This window comes from Acidobacteriota bacterium (assembly GCA_016715115.1).
GTDB lineage: Bacteria > Acidobacteriota > Blastocatellia > Pyrinomonadales > Pyrinomonadaceae > JAFDVJ01.
In genome coordinates this window covers 1,488,628-1,506,376 of record JADKBM010000016.1, presented here as the reverse complement: position 1 = coordinate 1,506,376, position 17,749 = coordinate 1,488,628, and the positions used below count along the sequence as shown (strand labels likewise).

Sequence of the window (17,749 nt, the reverse complement as noted above, 5' to 3'; positions counted from 1 at the left end):
ACAGGTAGTTGCAATTCGAAGGGATTGATGCAACATAGAGGTCGAGAATGGAAAGCGCAATTCAAAATCCGATCACCGTCGCGATCATCGAAGACCGCCGCGAGATCCGCGAAGGGTTGGCAACGCTCATCGGATTCACGGACGGTTTTGAATGTGTCGGGAAATACGGCTCGATGGAAGAAGCGATCCCGTCGATCCGGCACCGAACGCCCGAGATAGTGTTGTCGGATATCGGTTTGCCCGGAATGGACGGCATCGAGGGAGTTCGGATCCTGAAAGAACAGTTTCCCGCAATCACGATCCTGATGCTTTCGGTCTATGAAGACAACGACCGCATTTTCGAGGCGTTATGCGCTGGAGCGGTCGGTTATCTGCTCAAGAAAACGCCGCCGGCGAAGATCCTCGAATCGCTTCGCGAAGCAGTTGCGGGCGGCTCGCCGATGTCTCCCGAAGTCGCGCGCAAGGTCATCACGATCTTCAAGGATTACCGGCCGCCGGAGAAAGTCGATTACAACCTGACCCCGCACGAGACGCGCTTGCTGAAACTCCTCGTCGAAGGCCACAGTTACAAGACGGCGGCGCTGGAACTCGGCGTTTCGGTCAACACCGTCTCGTTTCACCTCAAGAGCATCTATGAAAAGCTTCAGGTCCATTCAAAATCTGAAGCGGTCGCGAAGGCACTCAAAAATCACCTGGTAAAGTGAACCGAAAAAAGAGTCCGCGGCCGAATCTCGATCGCGGACTCAACAAAACTGCCTGATCGTTTGGGATCAGGGCAATCCGACTACGGAATGTAGCGTTTCGGGATCGGCGTATCGGTCGCATTGCCGAAGTTGGTGATCGCCAGACCCGAGGTCGAACGGTTCAGCCACCATTGGCCGTTTCGATAAACAGCGACGTCGTCCTTGCCGTCACCGTCGTAATCGCCCGGAACCGGAACATCGCCGCTTGTTCCAAACGTAACAATATCCGTATTGCCGTTTGTCGATCGACGGATAAACCAGGTTCCTGCGCTCGGACGGAAGACCGCAATGTCGTCCTTGTTATCGCCGTCATAGTCGGCGGGAACAAGCAGATCGCCGGCGAGTCCGTATGGCGACGCATCGAAGTTCTGAGCCGGAACACCGGTCGGCCTGGCGATGTACCAGGTGTTGGTGCCCGGACGGTAAACGGCCAGATTGGTCTTTCCGTCGCCGTCGTTATCGATTGCGAGCGGGATATCGGTCGTCAATCCGAACGGTTCGACGATCGATCCGCCGCCGCTCAAAATCACGTACCAGACGGCGTTCGACGAACGGAAAACCGCACGGTCGTTCTTTCCGTCGCCATCGTAGTCTCCTGAAATCGGTGTATCGCCCGGAATGCCCCAAGACGCGCCGGTCAGAATGTTGCCGTTGCTGTTCAGGACGTAGAAATCCGGATTAGCCGGGTTGGCGTCGGGTCGGAAGATGGCGAGGTCGGCCTTCTGATCGCCGTCGTAGTCGCCCGGAACAAGCGTGTCCGTGGACAATCCGAACTGACTGACCACGAGTCCCGCGGTCGATCGGTTCAGATACCAGTTTCCTTCGCTCGGGCGGAATACGGAAACGTCGGTCCTGCCGTCGCCGTCGAAATCGGCACGCGACTTGACGATCACGCTCGACACTTCGACCGAGCCTTTTTCGCACGCGCCTGAATCCGGACGGGTAACTCCGCGTTGGTCCGTCGTAACGACCGTGCCGCAATCGTTCGTCGCGTTCGGGATCGCGTTCAATGCAGCGCTGCCGGCCCCCGGAAGATGCGTCTGCGTTGAACCGCCGTTGTTCGCCAAAGCCCCGAGAATCGCGTCGCCGGTAGTGTTGTTCGTCGTCGTGCCGCCGATCGTCGCTCCCGCGGTGTTTTCAATGTGATTGTAATCCTGCGAATTGATCGCGCCGAAAATGTCGGGTCCGAGGCCGCCGGTTCCGACGAAGTTGTCGCCGACGATCGTGTTCTTCAAATTCAAAGCTCCGGCCGTCGAACGGAAAATGCCGCCGCCTGAGTCCGTACCGGTATTGTCAGTATTCGCTCCGTTGTTTGCGATCGTGCAGAAGTTGAAGTTCATCGTCATCGATCCGGTTGCCGCCGGTTGTTCGAGGAAAACACCGCCGCCGGCGCCCGCTGTCGAGTTGCCGCTGATCGTGCTGTTGACAAAGTTGATGACCGAGGCCGCGCCCGATGTGGCGCCCGCATTGGATGCGAGAACGCCGCCGACTGATGCCGATCCGACGTTTCCGGAGATCGTGCTGTTGGTGATCGTCAGATTCGCAGCGCCGCCGGTCGGGTTGATGACCAGGCCCGGCGCAGTTGTTCCCGTGTTGCCGGTGATTGACACTCTGTCCCACGTTCCGGTCAGCGTGCCGGCTCCGGAAGTGAAGGCCGTAATTCCGACGCCCTGGATCGAAGCACCGCCGGTGCCCGAGTTGTTGCTGAAAACCGAATTCGTGATGTTCGCGGTCCCGGCGGCGGTCGGAAGGATCCGAATCCCGTTGCCGTTGCTTCCGCCGGTGCCGGTGCCGGTTCCGATGTTCCCGGTAAACGCACTTCCGGAAATTACGATATTAAACCCGAGTGTGCCTTCGATTCCGAGGCCAGCGGCGAAGCCGAATCCGTTAGTGCCGGGCGAGACCGACGAATTGCCCGAGAACGTGCTGTTGTTGATCGTGACCGTTGTCAACGCCGCCAGGTTGTTGTACATACCGCCGCCGAAACACGTCGCGCCGCCGTTGTTGCAGGCGTTGTTCGAAACGGTGACGTTGTTGAGCGTGATCGTCCGCTCGTTGCGGATTCCGCCGCCACCCGAAGAATTGTTCAGCGTCACGATGCTGTCGTTGATCGTCAGCGTGCCCTGGCTCCGGATTCCGCCGCCTCGGGTCGTCGCCGCCGCCGCGCCGGTCTTGTTGCCGTGCCTCAAGGTAACGCCGGCGATCGTGACTACCGCAGTGGTTGAGGTAATTTCCATCACGCGCTCGGTTGCCGTTCCGGGCGTCGCCGCGGCCTGCAGGATCGTCGTCGCCGCGCCCGCGCCGTTGATCGTGATGTTGCTCGTGATGTCCCAATCGCCGCCGGCATTAAGATCCTCGTTCGCCGCGACCAGGGACTGCGTGTAAGTTCCCGCCGGAATCGTGATCGTATCATCGCCCGCGAGCGCGTTGGCTTCGCCGATCGCGGCGCGCAGTGAGCATTGCGCCGAACCGTCGGCGCAGGTTCCGTCGCCAGGCGTCGCGTCGACCGTATCATTCGTCGTGTTGACGACGAAGGTCGCGGCGTTCGCGGCAAGCGCGCTGACGAATACCACCATCAGACATATCATCGAAACTCTCAAAAATCTTTGCATCTCTTTCCTCCTGGGTTCTTGGACATCCGAATTTGTTCGGGCCTGAAACGAACGTTCAGGCTTTGAACTCGTACTCCAGCCGCTGCGGCCCGGAATCTAAAAAACGTTATGTTCCGAACATACCATAAAAACGGTTGATTTCGCACTCGTTTGAGACGTCGGCGAAATGCCTACCTGAATATGTGGTGAATCCCGCCAACCAAGCAATTAATCTTGTTTTCGCCGACGATCAATGTCCGGCAAGGAGAAGTTTATGAGAGCAGTATTTTTGGTCAGCATAGCAATTTTTTTCGTTTTTTCAATCCGGTCGCAGGCCCAGACGTCCGGATTCGTTTATCAGGGAAAACTCCAGGATGGCGGGATCGCCGCCAACGGGACCTATCAATTCGAATTCAAGCTGTATGACGGAATTTCCGGCGGAAGTCAGATCGGACAGACGATCACGAATCTGACGGCGACCGTGACGAATGGCATCTTCGCCGTTAATCTCGATTTCGGCGCAAACTCGTTCAGCGGTGCGGCGAGGTTTCTCGAGATCGGCGTGCGGCTCAACGGGAGCGGTCAGCCGTACACGCTTCTGACACCGAGGCAATCCGTGACTTCGACGCCTTATGCCGTCCGGTCGCTGAACGCGAATCAGGCGAATATCGCCATCGACGCCGCGAACCTCGGCGGAATTCCGGCGGCGCAGTACGTCATCACGACGGACCCGCGGATGTCCGACGACCGGAATCCGCTGCCGAACAGTCCGAACTACATTCAAAACTCTCAGAATCAGCAGGCGAGTTCGAACTTCAACATCAGCGGTACCGGAAGATCTAACATCTTCGACGCCGCAGCGCAGTTCAACCTGAACGGCGGCCGGATCTTGAGCGCCTCCGGAAATGAGAACATATTTGCGGGGTTCAATTCGGGTCCGGTCAACACCGGCGGATTCAACGCCTTCTTCGGGACGCAGACGGGAAAGGTCAACACAACCGGCTCGTCGAACTCGTTCTTCGGTTCGTACGCCGGTTCGTCGAACACGATCGGAAATTCGAACTCCTTTTTCGGCATAAACTCCGGCGCGAGCAATCTGGACGGCGGCTCGAACGCATTTTTCGGCGGAGCATCCGGGTTTTCGAATACGTCGGGCGCGAACAATTCATATTTCGGGGTTTCGGCGGGTCAGGGAAATCAAATCGCGGCCAACAACGCGATGTTCGGCTTCAGTGCCGGCAAGGTCAACACCGGCGGCGGAAACTCGTTCGTCGGCGCGTTTTCCGGCGAGAAGAACACGACCGGGACGTTCAATTCGTATTTCGGGCTTCGCTCCGGAAAGGACGCCTTTTCGGGCAATTACAACGTTTACATCGGGTACGAGACCGGAGCTGGAAATCAGGCCGGATCGAACAATACGTTTCTCGGAAGTTCGACGAGCGGCCTCGGAAACAACAACACTCTCGCCGGTTTTTCGATCAACGGCGGTAACGGAAACAACAACTCCGCGTTCGGCTACAACACGTCGATCAACAACGGAATTTCGAACGCGACGGCGATCGGTGCCGATGCAGTCGCGGACGAATCGAACGCGATCGTTCTCGGCAGTTCGAACGCGAAAGTGAAGATTCCCGGTATCGGACTTTGGTCGTTCGGCAGCATCACGACCCCGAGCACGGTCAACGCCGGGATATTGAAATCGAGCTCATTGACCGTCACCGGCGGCGCATCGGTCAGCGGCGGGTTGAACGTTGGAACGGTCTTCGCCAGCGGTGACGTGAACGCCGCCGCCGGCGATTTCAGCGGCAATCTGACGGGACAATACGTCGGCCTGCGAGCGCTGGTCAGCGGCAGCGAGGCCGTTTGCCTGCAAGCCCCGAATCCGAACTTTCCCGAACGATTTCTCGGACAATGTTCGTCGAGCCGGCGATACAAGGACAATATCCAGGACTTCAAGGGCGGCATCGAGATGGTCAAACGGCTTCGACCGGTGACGTTCAACTGGAAACAAGGCGGCGCGCAGGATATTGGCTTCGTCGCCGAAGAGGTCAACGAGGTCGAACCGCTTCTCAATGTTTACAACCAACGAGGCGAGATCGAAGGCGTCAAATATGCGCAAGTGACGACGGTCCTGGTAAACGCGGTCAAAGAGCAACAGCTGCAGATCGAACGGCTCGACGATACGATTCGAAAACTAAGTGAGCAGATTGAACTGCTCAAGGCTTTGGTCTGTTCGCAGAACAATTCGACCCCGGTTTGCGGGCAAAAAGGAGTTGAGAATGAAAAGGAAAATTGAACCGCTCGTATCGGTTCTTTTGCTGGCGCTGATCCTCTTTCTTGTATTCGTTGCGATCACTCGCGGGCAGACGAGCGAGATCGTCGCGAGCGGCGGACAGTTTTCGGTCGAGAAACAGGTCGTCGCCGGCGGCGGAAACGCGATGTCGCAGTCGGCCCTCGACCAGACGGGAACCGGCGGACAAACGATCGCCGGCGTTCGTTCGAGCGGCGGAACGTTTTATCTGTATTCCGGATTCTGGACGCCGGAAGACTTCGCGCCGACAGCCTCATTGGCAGTCGTTGGCGGACGTGTCCTGACCGCCGATGGCCGCGGCATCCGCAACGCGCGGGTAACGGTGACGTTTCCGAACGGCACAACGCGAACGGCTGTTTCCGGATCTTTTGGCTATTACGGAATTTCCGAAATTCCGGTCGGCGCGACCTATGTGATCACCGTTATGTCAAAGCGCTTCACGTTTGTGCAACAGACGGTGGTGAGGGAAGTTGTCGATGATGTTCGGGACATTGATTTCATTGCGTCGGAAAATTAGCGATAGGAGACAAGACCGCAGCGCCAGCTGCGGGGTAAAGGCACGCTATTGCGTAATTCGGGCTCAACAATGATCGAAATCTCAGATCTGTTCGATCTCCGTCGCGACGGCGAAGTCGAAATTCGTGATGCCGCCGCGATCGTGAGTCGTCAGGCTGATCTCGGCATAGCCCCAGCCAAACGTGATGTCTGGATGATGGTCGTGACGCTCGGCGATCTCGCCGACGGCGTTCACGAACGCGAGACTTTCGGCGAAATTCCCGAACTCAAAACGCTTTTTCAAAAAATCGTCCTCCGACGTCCATCCGGCGACCTTACCGAGTCTTTTGGCGATTTCTTGCGTCTCGAGTTTCCTGCGTTCCATTCGTTTTTTCGCTCCCTGCCCTTTTGAGTTATAATTCAGTTTTTTCAGTATAACGATTTAAGAAATCTATATTCAAACAATGCGTTTTATTATCTTGTTCATTGCCGTTTCGCTCGCTGCCGGATGCGCCGCGCCGCCGAAAAAACTCACGCCGCTCGAAACTCTGCAGGCTTACACACGCGCGATCAAAAAGAAAGACACGACCCAGATGAAAATGCTTCTGTCGCAGGAATCGCTGAAGATGGCAGAGCAGGAGGCAAAGGCCCAAAACGTCACGGTCGATGACATCGTGACCCGCGAAACGCTGTTCACGGAATCACAGAATTCGGTCAAATATCGCAACGTCCGTGAGGACGAAGAAAACAAAGCTTCGGTCGAAATGGAAGATTCGATGGGCCTCTGGAATACGGTCCATTTCATCCGCGAGGAGGGAGTCTGGAAAATCGACAAAAAGGGTTTTGCCAATCAGATCGAGATCGATTCACAAAAAAGCCAGGAAGAACTCGACCGGATCATCAACGAGGGAAAACAACCCTAGGGATTTTGGAATTGTGATTTTGGATTTTGGATTTCATCGAATTGTCCTTTTGACCGTTTTTCTCGCGGCAGCCTCCGGCTGTTCGTCCGAAAGACCTGCGACGAGTCCGGCGGAGACCCTTAAGGCATACGTCGCGGCGCAGCAAAAGGGCGATATCGAAGGAATGAAGCGGCTCCTTTCGCGCGGGTCGATCGCGTTCATCGAAACCAACGCGAAGATCCAGAACCGCAGCGTCGATGATGTCCTGCGCGAAGAGACAAAGGTCAAGATCCCAAATCTCCCGGTAACCCGAAACGAGAAGATCGAGGGTGAAACCGCGACCGTCGAGGTTCGCGACGACGCAACCGGTCAATTCGATCTCGTCTATCCTTTCGTTCGCGAGGAAGGCACTTGGAAACTGGCGCGCGACAAACAGATCGAAGCGATCCTGAAAAAGGCCAACGAAGCGCGTGAGAAACTCGTTTCGGACGTTGCGAACGCGTCGCGGGCAAACTCGAACTCAAATTCGAACAAATAAAGCAATGGCAAAGATCAAACCGTTCCGTGCCCTGCGCCCGGATGCAAATGACGCAAAAGAAGTCTCAAGCGTTCCGTACGACGTTCTCAACGCGATGGAAGCGCGCGCGATAGCGGCCTCTAATCCGATGAGTTTTCTTCGCGTGTCGCGTTCGGAGATCGATCTGCCGGACGGCGCGGATCCGTATTCCGATGCAGTTTACGCCAAGGCGAAAGAGAATCTCGCGCGTCTTCAGAGCGAAGGAATCCTCAAACCCGAAGGCGAACCGTGTCTTTACGTCTATCAATTGCGGATGGGCGAACAGGTTCAGACGAGCGTCGTCGCCTGTTGCGCGATCGACGAATACGACGACGGCCGGATCAAGAAGCACGAGAAAACGCGGCCCGACAAAGAGAATGACCGGACGCGCCATATGATCGAGCTCGAAGCGCAAACCGGTCTGATCTTTCTTTGCTATCGCGGGACCGACGAGCTCAACTCACTGATCGGCGAAGTCACGAAGTCCGCGCCCTTGTTCGATTTTTGGGCCGACGACATCAACAAAAATTCGATTCGCAATACCGTTTGGAAGATCTCCACGACCGAACCGATCGTCCGTGCGTTCGAAGATGTTCCGTCGATCTATATCGCCGACGGCCATCACCGCGCGGCGAGCAGTTCACGCGCGCGGGCAGCAATGCGCGATGCGAATCCGCAGCACACCGGCGACGAGGAGTACAACTTCGTCATCGCCGCGCTCTTTCCTGCGGAACAACTTCGAATCCTTCCTTACAACCGGGTCGTAAAGGACTTGAACGGACTTTCATCCGAGGAGTTTTTGGCGAAGACCGCCGAATCAGGTTTCGTGATCACCGAAGCCGACAGTCCGGAGCCGCAAAACCCGGGCGAGATCTGCGTTTATCTCGAAGGGCGTTGGCATCGGATGTTGTTCAATATCCAGTATTTCGCGGCCCCGCCGGTGATCGAGTCGCTGGACGTGAGCCGTTTGGAGAATTTCGTTTTGCGTCCGATCCTCGGCATCGAAGACGTGAGAACGGACAAGCGCATCGACTTCATCGGCGGCATTCGCGGAACCGAAGAACTCGAACGGCTGGTCGACTCCGGAGCCTGGAAGGTCGCGTTCTCGATGTTTCCGACGACCGTCGGAGATTTGCTGCAGGTGTCGGACGAGAATCAGATAATGCCGCCGAAATCGACGTGGTTCGAGCCGAAACTACGCGACGGGCTGTTGATTCACTGCTTCTAGTGTGGAGTTCGTTCGGAGTTCCGCCTTCAGGCGGCCCTGCCTAGCCTTCGAACCAAACGATCTTCACCTGATACCAAAGTGCGTCGAGCATTTTCTTGTCAAGATCGAGTATCCCCGCACGCGTCGTGTCGGGCGGCAGCTTCACAAATTTCGACATTGCGTCGAACACGGTTTCGCGATCTTCCCTGGGCACGCTTCTCAGCAAATGCCAAAGCGAGATCGAATCGTCCTTTCTGGCTTTTCCGATCAACTCTATCAAGGCTTCGCGCCCGCCGTTTTCGAAATCGATTCGATATAGAACTCGCCGAAACTCGTCCGAAGCGTCATCGGCGAACGGCGTCCCAAGCCCGATCCCTTTTTTGGTGATGGCCATCGCCCCGGCCGGAACGATGACGTCGCGGCCGTCACGTTCGAGCGCGACGTAACCCGAAGTGACGTGCAGATTCGAATCGCCGTTTTCATCGACGTCGAGCGTGTAAGCGCAGCCGAGATCGACCGCGACCGCCGACGGCGTGTCGACGATGAAAAGCCTCGGCGGCGCGAGAATTCTGGCGGATAGCCGGCCGCGTTCGAGCGAAAGGCGATACTGATCGGATTTCGAATCGATGAGTTTTACGCGCGAATTCGACGCTATTTCGACATTGCCGATATCCGCAACTTGTAATCTTGCACGTGAACTCGCATCGGTTTCGAGCGTTTGGCCGACACCGAGACGCTCTCCGACCGAAGTTGAACCGGCAAGCGTTTCGATCCTCCAGCCACCTGTGCCTTCGCCGCTGACGCCAAAATAGATGGCGATCGCAATTCCCACGACGGCGACGAACATCAGCCCTGCGAACGCCGGCGAAAAAATGCCGAACAACGCAAAAGCGCGCCGTTTATCGAGCCTCGCTTCAAGACGCTCCCAAACTTCAGGCGGCGGATCGTGTTGCTCGAGCGCTCTCGCGAGTTGCGCGCCGAACCTGATCTCGTCGAGCGCGCTCCTGCAATCGGGGCATACGAGGAGATGCTCGCCGACGTTTTGGCGTTGATCGTCCGTTAGCTCGTGATTGACGAACCCCGACAGTTGATCCTTGTAATGCACGTTATTCATACCGCTCTCCGACGCAACGCTCATACCTCGCCCCTCAAGTGCGCGAGCTTTTTCGCAAGCATCGCGTGTCCGCGATTGAGCCGCGACGAAACCGTTCCGATCGAAATCTCCAAAACTTCCGCAATTTCCTGATAGCTCAAACCTTCGGTGTACTTCAAAACGAGCGGTGACCGGTATTCCGGTTTCAATGTCGCAATCGCTTTTTGGACCTGTTGCGAGATCTGCAACTGCTGGAAACGCTCGTCGTGACGGATTCTCCAGTCGGCAAGTCCGAAAAAATCCTCGAGTCCGAAGAACCGACCGAACTTGCGCTGCTCATCGATGCAGGCATTGACCGTCACGCGATAGAGCCAGGTCGTGAACTCGGCTTCACCGCGAAAGCCGGCCGAATTTCGGAATAACTTCAAAAAGACCTGTTGCACGACATCTCCAGCACGCTCGGAATCGCCGCCGAAATAATTCACCGCGATCGAAAAGACACGACGGCGATGACGAACGTAAAGAGCCCCAAAAGCCTCGCGGTTGCCGTTCTTGAATTCGGCAAGCAAGTCACTCTCGTCTCTCGATTCGATCATCCGCGCGGCGTTCTCCATCTAAGTTCAATTCCCGCTAGTTTAGCATTCACCCTTTCAAGCATTCCAAGAGATTCCAGATTCCATCGGAGAGTCCTGAATTCCATCGACGCATCGACGATTCAACGGTCCGGAACCAAGCTCAAAAATCAAGCCCGCGCTTCTCCATCTTCCAAACATCGTTGCTGTAAACGAATTTCGTCTCTCCATTCTCGACGTACGACGATTTTCCACCGGTCAGAAAGAGTTTCTCGTCAAAGACCCAGACGGCTACGGCTCCGCGTGGTGACCAGGGCGCGGGGAGTTCGTCCCACGTTCTTCCGTCACTGGAAACCCATACGGCGCTTTCGAATCCGCCGCCGCGATTCGCGCCCGCAAGCCAAAGTTTGCCGTCAAAAACGACCGGATTGCCGCGCCATTTACGATCTGAATTAGTCTCGATCCGGGTCCAAGCCCGACCGTCTCCGGACGTCCAGACTTCCTTGTACGAATTTGGATTCGAGTCCTTTTCGCCATCGATCACGCCGCCGCCCATCATCCATAGTCTGTCTTTGAAGACGACGGTCACCGCCGGAGTGCGCGGCGACCAGCCTGAATCCGCGGTAACCTGCGTCCATTTGGCGCCGTCGGCCGAGTTCCAGACGTCGTTATGGTATTTCTTGCCATCCCAGCCGCCGATCATCCAGATCTTGCCGTTAAAAACCGCCGCGCCGTAAAAGACCCGCTTCGGCAAGTTCGACGTCTCGGCGACGGTTTCCCAGGATTCGCCGTCGCGCGTTCGCGAGATTCTCGACGTCAGTTCGAAATTCAGATAATTCCCGGTCATCGTCCCGAGCGCATAAACCGCGCCATTGAACTGCACGAACTTCTGATACGCCGAATTCAAGCCGATGTCGGGCAGTTCGGTCTTCTTCCACGTTTTCGCGTCTTCGGAGATCCAGCCGCCGTTGTTCAGCGCCAGCATCTTCCCTCCGATGACGAAAACCGGATAGTTGTAACCCTTCGGATAATCGGCTTTTTCGGTGACGATCTGCCATTTGTACCGATTTGTCTGCGCTCTTCCTTCGGCACAAGCCGACGCCGAGACAGCAAAGAGCAGAATTGCCGCGATGGATCTGATCATTCTGTAGACTCCTTTTGTTCATTGATCTCGCCGATGATGCGTTTTGCGGTCCGCTCCATTTCTTCGAGCGACGTTCCGTGAATCGGCCTGTTGACCTTCAAGCGAACGTTGAATTTTCCCGAGCGTGCCGCAAAAAACAAGAAATTCGGCCGATTGACGTGCGAATATGATCGGTCGCCGACACCGGTGCCCAATTCGACTCCGGCGTGGTCCTTGTTTGAATTCCAGATCTCATCGTGAAGCCGTTTGGCCATATCATCGGTCGGACTCTTGATTATCAAAAAGTAAAAAACCACCCGTGGGTTGAGCTTGAATTCGCATTCGGTCCGGTCTCCATCGGCCCTCGTACTCTCACTCATCCGGACATCCTCCGGAACGCCGCCCAGGATTCTCGTGGCTTCGGCGCGCGAAACGAAACGGCAGAATGATGCCGATGGGTTGGCTGCGCGCAATGGCGGCATCGGCTCGTAAACTCTGGCATCGCGCGAGACGCGGGTCCGCTCGTCGTATCCGCCGGCGATCAGAACGCGGCCGCCTGAGAGCCTCGCGACGGTCGCAAACAGACGCGTTGCTCCCAATTCTCCCGGAACCAACGAGAACGAATTCGATTTTGGATCAAAGATCTCCATCTGGCTCGATCCGCCGGCAATCAGGACGCGGCCGTCCGCAAGACCTATCGACGTTCCTTGCAGCTTGTAACGGTTTCGTTTCATATCACCGACCGGAGAAAATCTCGAGGTTTTCGGATCGAAGATTTCAACCGAAGAGTATGCGCCCCGAGAATCTCGTTCGTCCGATCCGCCGACGATCAGAACACGTCCGTCGGCAAGGAGGGCCGCATCGTGTTTGTGGCGGCGGATGCCGAGGTTTCCGGTGGCCGAGAACTTCCCGGTACGAGGATCGTAGATCTCAGCCTCGGTGTAAATCACGATCGCCGACCGACGGCCGCGATGGCCTCCAGTGATCAGAACCCGTCCGTCATTCAGCAATGTCGCGGTGTGCGACTCGCGCACCAGATTCATACTGCCGGTCTTTGAAAACGTGCCGGTTGCCGGATCAAACAGCTCCGCATCGGCGAGAAAAGTCCAGCCGGTTCCGACGCCGCCGGCGAGCAACACTCTTCCATCGGAAAGCAGTACCGCGGCGTGATCGCTCCGCGGCATCGTCATCTTGCCGATGCCCTTGAAACTCCCCGTGGCCGGATCGTAGATCTCCGCCGAATCGAGGTAATCACCGTCGTATCCGCCGGCGATCAGCACCCGGCCGTCGCGAAGCAGCGTCGCCGTGTGACTTGAACGCGCCGACCGCATCCGCCCTCCGTCGGAAAACGTTTTCGACGCCGGATCGAAGAGTTCAACGCTGTCGATGCTCTTGGTGTCAACACCGAAACCGCCGATGACAAGAACCTTGCCGTTCGCCAATGTCGTCGCGGTGTGCGCGGCTCGTGCAGTCCGCAATTCGCCGGCCGGGGCGACGATTCCTGTTGCCTCTGAATCATAGCCCTGCGCGCGACATTCGACGGAGGCGAATGCCACCAGCATCAAGAACGTAAATACAAAAGTTCCGTTCATAAGTACCCTCCGCTGCATTGCGGACTTCACTTGGAAGGCCCGCCATAGATCAGACTTTCTTTCTGCGTTTGAATCTCAAAAACGTAAAGCCCCCATTGTTTGTCGACCTCTTTGGAATAGACGAAGCGCTTCCCGTCGTGCGAGACGTTAGGGTTTGAAACGATCTTGCCGTCGGCGACTTTTCGAACATCGGAGCCGTCCGGCTTCATCGAGTAAACGTTCGTCGCGCCGTCGCGCTCCGAGACGAAATAGATCCGCTTTCCGTTCCGTGCCCATCTCGCTCCCGATTCCGCGACGTCGTTCTCGGTCAGCCTGGCGATCCCCGAACCGTCGCTATTCATAATGAAAAGCTCCTGCGAACGGCGCATCCCGAGAACCTCGTCCCGGGACATCTCGCGGTAGGTCGGCTTCGGAACGATGTTTCGCTCGAACAGGATCCGTTTGCCGTCAGGTGACCAGAGCGGACTCATCTCGTTTGTGGCGGCATCGGTCAGCCGCGTTCGTTCGGTGCCGTCGATACGAATTGCGAAGATGTCGTGAATCGCGCTCGCACGTTCTTTCCGCGACATAAAAACGACTCGTTTTCCGTCCGGCGAGAAATCCGGCAGATAGTCGATGTCGGGCGAATTCGTCAAACGGCGTTGATTCGATCCGTCGGCATTCATCAAATACAACTGAAGATGGTCGTCACGGTCGGAAATAAAGACGATCTGCTTGCCGTCGGGCGACCAACGCGGCTGCTCGTCGTTCGCCTCGCCGCTCGTCAGCTTCTTGAGATCCGATCCGTCGCTCTTGATCGTGTAGATCGCGAATTTCCCGTCTTTTGTCGATTCGAAAACGATCCGCTTGTCACCCGGCGACCAGTCCGGATTGAAGTAGTAGACTGGTCTCGCCTTCTGTTCCTGCGCAATACACGAGAGAGAGCCGACCAGCAATAGAAGGATCGCCCAAAGATGTTTCATAATCATTTCCTATTTCCAGAGTTGAATATCGCGCTTTCCGCGCCAAACGCCGGCGGTGTCTTTTTCGAGAGCGATAATCGGATTGAAGCCGCCCTTCTTGCCTGCCTCCTGACGCTCGCGCTCGGAGATCAATTGGTCGCCCTCGAAAAGGATAGAATCGATCCAGTCTTCTTTCAATTCGGTCGTCGTGATCGTCATATGGATGTGCGCCGCGAAACGGCGTTCGGGATACGGCGCCGGTTTGATGGTTTCGAATTGGAAAGTTCCGTTCGCGCCGGTCAAAAGCCAGCCGCGGTAGCGACCGTGACGATGTTCGCCGTTGCGGCCGTAAAGACCACTCGAATCGGTGTGATAAAGATAGATCAGAACATCCGGCGCCGGAGTTCTTCCATCGGCCTGAAAGACTGTGCCGGAAATGACCATTCGCTCGCCGGCGTCGGAAACTGCCAGACTCGTCCGTTCGCGGACGTCGTCGGGCGCATCCTTCGCCCCGTTCCATTCCCCATCGGTTTGAATTGCGTTAAGTTTTATCTTTTTCAACACATTGTCCGATTTTTGGGCGATGACATCGTAACGGCAGCCAGCCAACAGTGGCAGAAATGCCAGTCCAAACGCCGCTGTTCCAATGAACTCCCGTCTGCTTTTAGTTTCTTTCGTCATACGATTTCTCCGAATTTCAGACACTATGACGAAAGTTCAGCCGGTTCTCTTCCAAAATCTTTCGTCAGCGCCTATTTGTGTTGCCTCCCGGTGTCGAAACAGCTTTCGTTTTCGGGCTAATTTCCTTATCATCGAAACAACTGAAACCTGTGACCCGGAGATTGAATTTATGAAAATGAGCCCGAGATTTCTGACGCTGACGCTGATTCTGCTTTTCGCTGTGTCCGCATTTGGACAAACCAAGGCGCGGCTCTTTACCGAATTCGGTCAGGCGACCAATTGCGAAATGATCCAAGCGCAGCTCGACGGTTTTCTGCTCGAACTTCAGAACGATCCGACCGTCGGCGCTGCGATCGTGACTTACGGCGATCGGACAAAGCCCTTGGACTCGTTTTTTCGGGAGGCGATGATCAAACGATATCTTTTGAGCCGACGAATTGATCTCGAAAGGTCACAGATGATTCGCGGCGAGTCCCGGCCGGAGACGAAGACCGAGATCTGGCTGGTGCCGGCCGGAGCTGAAAATCCGGAGATCGCACGAGCGGATTGGAGCTACGATCTTTCCGGCCTAACGGCGCCGTTGAAGTTCGGCTCAACAGGGGAAATCGGAATGGTCGAATGTGAGAATTATGATTTCGGAATACTCGTGAAACTTCTTACCGCGAATCCTTCAATGACGGTAAAGGCCGTGATCAAGGAATCCAGTACCGCCAAATACCGAGTTGCCGCAAAGGAATTTGGAGACGCTCTGGCAGAAGAGGGTGTTGACCGAACCCGCTTCAGTTCCTCTTATGTCCGCGTCAAAGGCGGAAAGTACCTCGAGTCGACCGAGATATGGCTGGTTCCGAGCAAGACGTTGATTCAGGACGGGCCAAAGTCAGATCAACCTCCGACGAACGCTTCGGTCCAAACCGGCAGTACGTCGGGGGCCGACAAGAGCACTCCGGGCGTCATCAGCGGCGGCGTCATCAACGGCAAGGCGACGATATTGCCCGCACCGGCGTATCCGGCCGCCGCGCGCGCGGTCAAAGCGTCCGGCGCCGTTAATGTCGAGGTTTTGATCGATGAGCAGGGAAACGTGATTTCTGCCGAAGCGGTCGCCGGCCACCCACTGCTTCGGGCATCAGCGGTAAACGCCGCAAAAGCCGCGAAATTCAGTCCGACGCTCCTTAACGGAACACCGGTCAAGGTGAAGGGTTTTCTGGTGTTCAATTTTCAACCATAGGCGAACTGCGATGGATGGGAACACCGAAGTGCGATCAAATCTTCGTCCGCTCCGATATGCTCGAAACCGAAAGGCTGACGCTCCGTAAAATGGTCGATGACGATCTCGACGCGATCTATGCGATGCGGTCGGATGCGGACGTGATGCGTTATATTCGCGAGCCTCAAAAACGGCTCGAGGCCGCGAATTGGATCGATCTCGTCTCGTCGCGTTGGGAGTCGGAGGGGATCGGATTTTGCGCGATGATAATCAAGGAAACCGGCGAAGTTGCCGGTTGGTGCGGACTCTGGAAGCTTGCCGAATCGGACGAGATCGAGGTCGGCTACGCAGTCGCGAAGCGGTTTTGGCGACGGGGATATGCGGTTGAAGCGGCGTTGAGGCTTTTGGAATACGGCTTCGAAGTCCTCGGCCTCGAAAAGATCGTCGCCGTGGCGCGGGAGCAAAATCTGGGATCGCGACGCGTGATGGAAAAGATCGGGATGGAGTTTGACTACATCGGGCATTTCTACGATTCCGAACTGGTTCATTACTCGATCACGCGCGAGGAGTTTTTCAACAATGATAGAAACTGAACGATTGGTCTTGAGAAAATACACAATGGACGATCTGCCGTTTTTGACCGTTCAAAGGAGAATTCCCGAAGTCGCGAGATTTATCGGCGGACTCGAACTGCAAACACCGGAATTTATTGAAAAACGGGTCAGGTTCACGATCGGGAATTATGAAAAGGGCCTCGGGATGTGCGCGATGATCTGGAAAGAGACCGGCGAGAACATCGGTTGGAGCGGACTTCAGCCGCTTGAGGACTCCGGCGAGATCGAGGTCGGCTACGGGATGGTCGAATCATTCTGGCGGCGCGGAATCGGACTCGAATGCGCGAGTGCCTGGTTAAGATACGGTTTCTCGACGCTTGGTCTCGAGCGGATCGTCGCCGTTGCGAACAAAGAGAACACGGGCTCGTGGCGAATAATGGAAAAATGCGGAATGGCGTATGAAGGGATGCGCGACCATTACGGAATGAATCTGGTCTATTATGCGATCGATAGTTCGAGTTTTCTGAGAGGCGAGAATGAACGTTAGTTATCCGAAGCTTGTTTTTGCGGTCCTTTTGGGCGTTTATTTTTTATGGATCGCCTTCACTCCGATGCAGGGAAGCTTTCTCGACATCGTCGATCTGCCGATCCACGAAACCGGTCATTTGCTGTTCCGGCCGTTTGGCGAGTTTATGATGATCGCCGGCGGTTCGCTTTTTCAGGTGATCGTGCCGGCAGTTTTTGTCGGCTACTTCGTCTGGAACGAGAAACCGTATTCAGCGTCGATCGTTCTGCTTTGGGTTGGCCAGAGTATCATCAACGTCCATATATACGCGGCCGATGCGGTTAAGATGCAGCTTGTTTTGACGAGCGGGATGACGGGCAGCGAGGGCAGTTTTCACGACTGGAACTATTTGTTGACGACGCTCGGACTGATAAATTCGACTCCCGCGGTTGCGGGCATCATCCGACTTTTGGGAACATTGGTGATTGTCGCGGCGATCGTCGGTTCGATTTACTATTCGCTTTATTCTGTCACGGAATCTGATCGGAACTTTGATCTTTGATATCTTTGATCTTTGGACTTTGATCTTTGCCAAGAAAGCAAAGCGTTGACTCAACGATCAAAAATTAGATCAAAGATTCAAGATTCAAGATATCCAAGATCCAAAATCAAGATCAAA

Annotated in this window: 18 protein-coding genes; 10 read left to right on the top strand and 8 right to left on the bottom strand. The window is 55.8% G+C overall.

The genetic code is table 11. The features are described 5' to 3' along the window. The first annotated feature begins 47 nt into the window (after positions 1 to 47). Complete coding sequence (locus IPN69_24415) at positions 48 to 704, top strand: response regulator transcription factor (GenBank protein MBK8813854.1); 657 nt, start codon at positions 48 to 50, stop codon at positions 702 to 704. A gap of 80 nt (positions 705 to 784) precedes the next feature. Here the strand turns inward: IPN69_24415 and IPN69_24410 are convergent, their stop codons facing one another. Beyond that, a complete protein-coding gene (locus IPN69_24410) occupies positions 785 to 3,355 on the bottom strand; it encodes a VCBS repeat-containing protein (protein ID MBK8813853.1) in 2,571 nt (856 codons plus the stop codon). 253 nt (positions 3,356 to 3,608) lie between these two features. Here IPN69_24410 and IPN69_24405 point away from each other — a divergent pair, with 253 nt between their 5' ends. Continuing rightward, positions 3,609 to 5,630 carry a tail fiber domain-containing protein gene (locus IPN69_24405; protein MBK8813852.1) on the top strand — a complete coding sequence of 674 codons (2,022 nt, stop codon included), beginning with the start codon at positions 3,609 to 3,611 and terminating at the stop codon, positions 5,628 to 5,630. After that, complete coding sequence (locus IPN69_24400) at positions 5,614 to 6,162, top strand: carboxypeptidase regulatory-like domain-containing protein (protein MBK8813851.1); 549 nt, start codon at positions 5,614 to 5,616, stop codon at positions 6,160 to 6,162. The genes IPN69_24405 and IPN69_24400 overlap by 17 nt, the downstream gene beginning before the upstream one ends. 81 nt (positions 6,163 to 6,243) lie before the next feature. Here the strand turns inward: IPN69_24400 and IPN69_24395 are convergent, their stop codons facing one another. Next, positions 6,244 to 6,525 (bottom strand): 4a-hydroxytetrahydrobiopterin dehydratase, encoded by a 282-nt coding sequence (locus tag IPN69_24395; protein ID MBK8813850.1) that lies wholly within the window; start codon positions 6,523 to 6,525, stop codon positions 6,244 to 6,246. Between the two features lie 79 nt (positions 6,526 to 6,604). On the opposite strand from IPN69_24395, the gene IPN69_24390 reads away from it, so the two are divergent. The 3 genes from IPN69_24390 to IPN69_24380 are packed head-to-tail and all read left to right on the top strand — an operon-like array spanning position 6,605 to position 8,826. Next, positions 6,605 to 7,063 (top strand): hypothetical protein, encoded by a 459-nt coding sequence (locus IPN69_24390; protein MBK8813849.1) that lies wholly within the window; start codon positions 6,605 to 6,607, stop codon positions 7,061 to 7,063. Between the two features lie 13 nt (positions 7,064 to 7,076). Then, positions 7,077 to 7,580 (top strand): nuclear transport factor 2 family protein, encoded by a 504-nt coding sequence (locus IPN69_24385; GenBank protein MBK8813848.1) that lies wholly within the window; start codon positions 7,077 to 7,079, stop codon positions 7,578 to 7,580. A gap of 4 nt (positions 7,581 to 7,584) precedes the next feature. Then, on the top strand, positions 7,585 to 8,826 hold the full coding sequence (locus IPN69_24380) for a DUF1015 domain-containing protein (protein ID MBK8813847.1): 1,242 nt from the start codon (positions 7,585 to 7,587) through the stop codon (positions 8,824 to 8,826). A gap of 40 nt (positions 8,827 to 8,866) precedes the next feature. On the opposite strand, the gene IPN69_24375 is transcribed toward IPN69_24380, so the two are convergent. The 6 genes from IPN69_24375 to IPN69_24350 all read right to left on the bottom strand — a co-directional run bounded on the left by IPN69_24375 (position 8,867) and on the right by IPN69_24350 (position 14,807). After that, positions 8,867 to 9,943, bottom strand: a complete 1,077-nt coding sequence (locus tag IPN69_24375; GenBank protein ID MBK8813846.1) for a FecR domain-containing protein — start codon at positions 9,941 to 9,943, stop codon at positions 8,867 to 8,869. Beyond that, entirely contained in the window at positions 9,940 to 10,494 is a 555-nt protein-coding gene (locus IPN69_24370; protein ID MBK8813845.1) for a sigma-70 family RNA polymerase sigma factor, read from the bottom strand. The genes IPN69_24375 and IPN69_24370 overlap by 4 nt, the downstream gene beginning before the upstream one ends. A 139-nt stretch (positions 10,495 to 10,633) precedes the next feature. Continuing rightward, entirely contained in the window at positions 10,634 to 11,614 is a 981-nt protein-coding gene (locus IPN69_24365) for a hypothetical protein (GenBank protein MBK8813844.1), read from the bottom strand. Next, positions 11,611 to 13,185: a hypothetical protein gene (locus IPN69_24360; protein MBK8813843.1), complete on the bottom strand. Its 1,575-nt coding sequence runs from the start codon at positions 13,183 to 13,185 to the stop codon at positions 11,611 to 11,613. Before IPN69_24360 ends, IPN69_24365 begins: the two co-directional genes overlap by 4 nt. Positions 13,186 to 13,211: 26 nt before the next feature. Continuing rightward, positions 13,212 to 14,147, bottom strand: coding sequence for a PD40 domain-containing protein (locus IPN69_24355; GenBank protein ID MBK8813842.1), 936 nt, complete (start codon positions 14,145 to 14,147; stop codon positions 13,212 to 13,214). A 9-nt stretch (positions 14,148 to 14,156) separates the two neighbouring features. Then, entirely contained in the window at positions 14,157 to 14,807 is a 651-nt protein-coding gene (locus tag IPN69_24350; GenBank protein ID MBK8813841.1) for a hypothetical protein, read from the bottom strand. Between the two features lie 175 nt (positions 14,808 to 14,982). Here IPN69_24350 and IPN69_24345 point away from each other — a divergent pair, with 175 nt between their 5' ends. Genes IPN69_24345 through IPN69_24330 form a run of 4 tightly spaced genes read left to right on the top strand, consistent with a single transcriptional unit; the run spans position 14,983 to position 17,632 of the window. Next, positions 14,983 to 16,032 (top strand): TonB family protein, encoded by a 1,050-nt coding sequence (locus tag IPN69_24345; GenBank protein ID MBK8813840.1) that lies wholly within the window; start codon positions 14,983 to 14,985, stop codon positions 16,030 to 16,032. A 14-nt stretch (positions 16,033 to 16,046) separates the two neighbouring features. Then, a complete protein-coding gene (locus IPN69_24340) occupies positions 16,047 to 16,604 on the top strand; it encodes a GNAT family N-acetyltransferase (GenBank protein ID MBK8813839.1) in 558 nt (185 codons plus the stop codon). After that, on the top strand, positions 16,591 to 17,112 hold the full coding sequence (locus IPN69_24335; GenBank protein MBK8813838.1) for a GNAT family N-acetyltransferase: 522 nt from the start codon (positions 16,591 to 16,593) through the stop codon (positions 17,110 to 17,112). The genes IPN69_24340 and IPN69_24335 overlap by 14 nt, the downstream gene beginning before the upstream one ends. Beyond that, complete coding sequence (locus tag IPN69_24330) at positions 17,102 to 17,632, top strand: hypothetical protein (protein ID MBK8813837.1); 531 nt, start codon at positions 17,102 to 17,104, stop codon at positions 17,630 to 17,632. Before IPN69_24335 ends, IPN69_24330 begins: the two co-directional genes overlap by 11 nt. The last annotated feature ends 117 nt before the right edge of the window (positions 17,633 to 17,749 follow it).

What these genes read in the sequence shown, in the direction of transcription:
- IPN69_24415 (MBK8813854.1), top strand. Translation starts at nt 48, where the DNA reads ATGGAAAGCGCAATTCAAAATCCGATCACCGTCGCGATCATCGAAGAC.
- IPN69_24410 (MBK8813853.1), bottom strand. Translation starts at nt 3,355, where the DNA reads ATGCAAAGATTTTTGAGAGTTTCGATGATATGTCTGATGGTGGTATTC.
- IPN69_24405 (MBK8813852.1), top strand. Translation starts at nt 3,609, where the DNA reads ATGAGAGCAGTATTTTTGGTCAGCATAGCAATTTTTTTCGTTTTTTCA.
- IPN69_24400 (MBK8813851.1), top strand. Translation starts at nt 5,614, where the DNA reads ATGAAAAGGAAAATTGAACCGCTCGTATCGGTTCTTTTGCTGGCGCTG.
- IPN69_24395 (MBK8813850.1), bottom strand. Translation starts at nt 6,525, where the DNA reads ATGGAACGCAGGAAACTCGAGACGCAAGAAATCGCCAAAAGACTCGGT.
- IPN69_24390 (MBK8813849.1), top strand. Translation starts at nt 6,605, where the DNA reads ATGCGTTTTATTATCTTGTTCATTGCCGTTTCGCTCGCTGCCGGATGC.
- IPN69_24380 (MBK8813847.1), top strand. Translation starts at nt 7,585, where the DNA reads ATGGCAAAGATCAAACCGTTCCGTGCCCTGCGCCCGGATGCAAATGAC.
- IPN69_24375 (MBK8813846.1), bottom strand. Translation starts at nt 9,943, where the DNA reads ATGAGCGTTGCGTCGGAGAGCGGTATGAATAACGTGCATTACAAGGAT.
- IPN69_24370 (MBK8813845.1), bottom strand. Translation starts at nt 10,494, where the DNA reads ATGATCGAATCGAGAGACGAGAGTGACTTGCTTGCCGAATTCAAGAAC.
- IPN69_24365 (MBK8813844.1), bottom strand. Translation starts at nt 11,614, where the DNA reads ATGATCAGATCCATCGCGGCAATTCTGCTCTTTGCTGTCTCGGCGTCG.
- IPN69_24360 (MBK8813843.1), bottom strand. Translation starts at nt 13,185, where the DNA reads ATGAACGGAACTTTTGTATTTACGTTCTTGATGCTGGTGGCATTCGCC.
- IPN69_24355 (MBK8813842.1), bottom strand. Translation starts at nt 14,147, where the DNA reads ATGAAACATCTTTGGGCGATCCTTCTATTGCTGGTCGGCTCTCTCTCG.
- IPN69_24350 (MBK8813841.1), bottom strand. Translation starts at nt 14,807, where the DNA reads ATGACGAAAGAAACTAAAAGCAGACGGGAGTTCATTGGAACAGCGGCG.
- IPN69_24345 (MBK8813840.1), top strand. Translation starts at nt 14,983, where the DNA reads ATGAGCCCGAGATTTCTGACGCTGACGCTGATTCTGCTTTTCGCTGTG.
- IPN69_24340 (MBK8813839.1), top strand. Translation starts at nt 16,047, where the DNA reads ATGGGAACACCGAAGTGCGATCAAATCTTCGTCCGCTCCGATATGCTC.
- IPN69_24335 (MBK8813838.1), top strand. Translation starts at nt 16,591, where the DNA reads ATGATAGAAACTGAACGATTGGTCTTGAGAAAATACACAATGGACGAT.
- IPN69_24330 (MBK8813837.1), top strand. Translation starts at nt 17,102, where the DNA reads ATGAACGTTAGTTATCCGAAGCTTGTTTTTGCGGTCCTTTTGGGCGTT.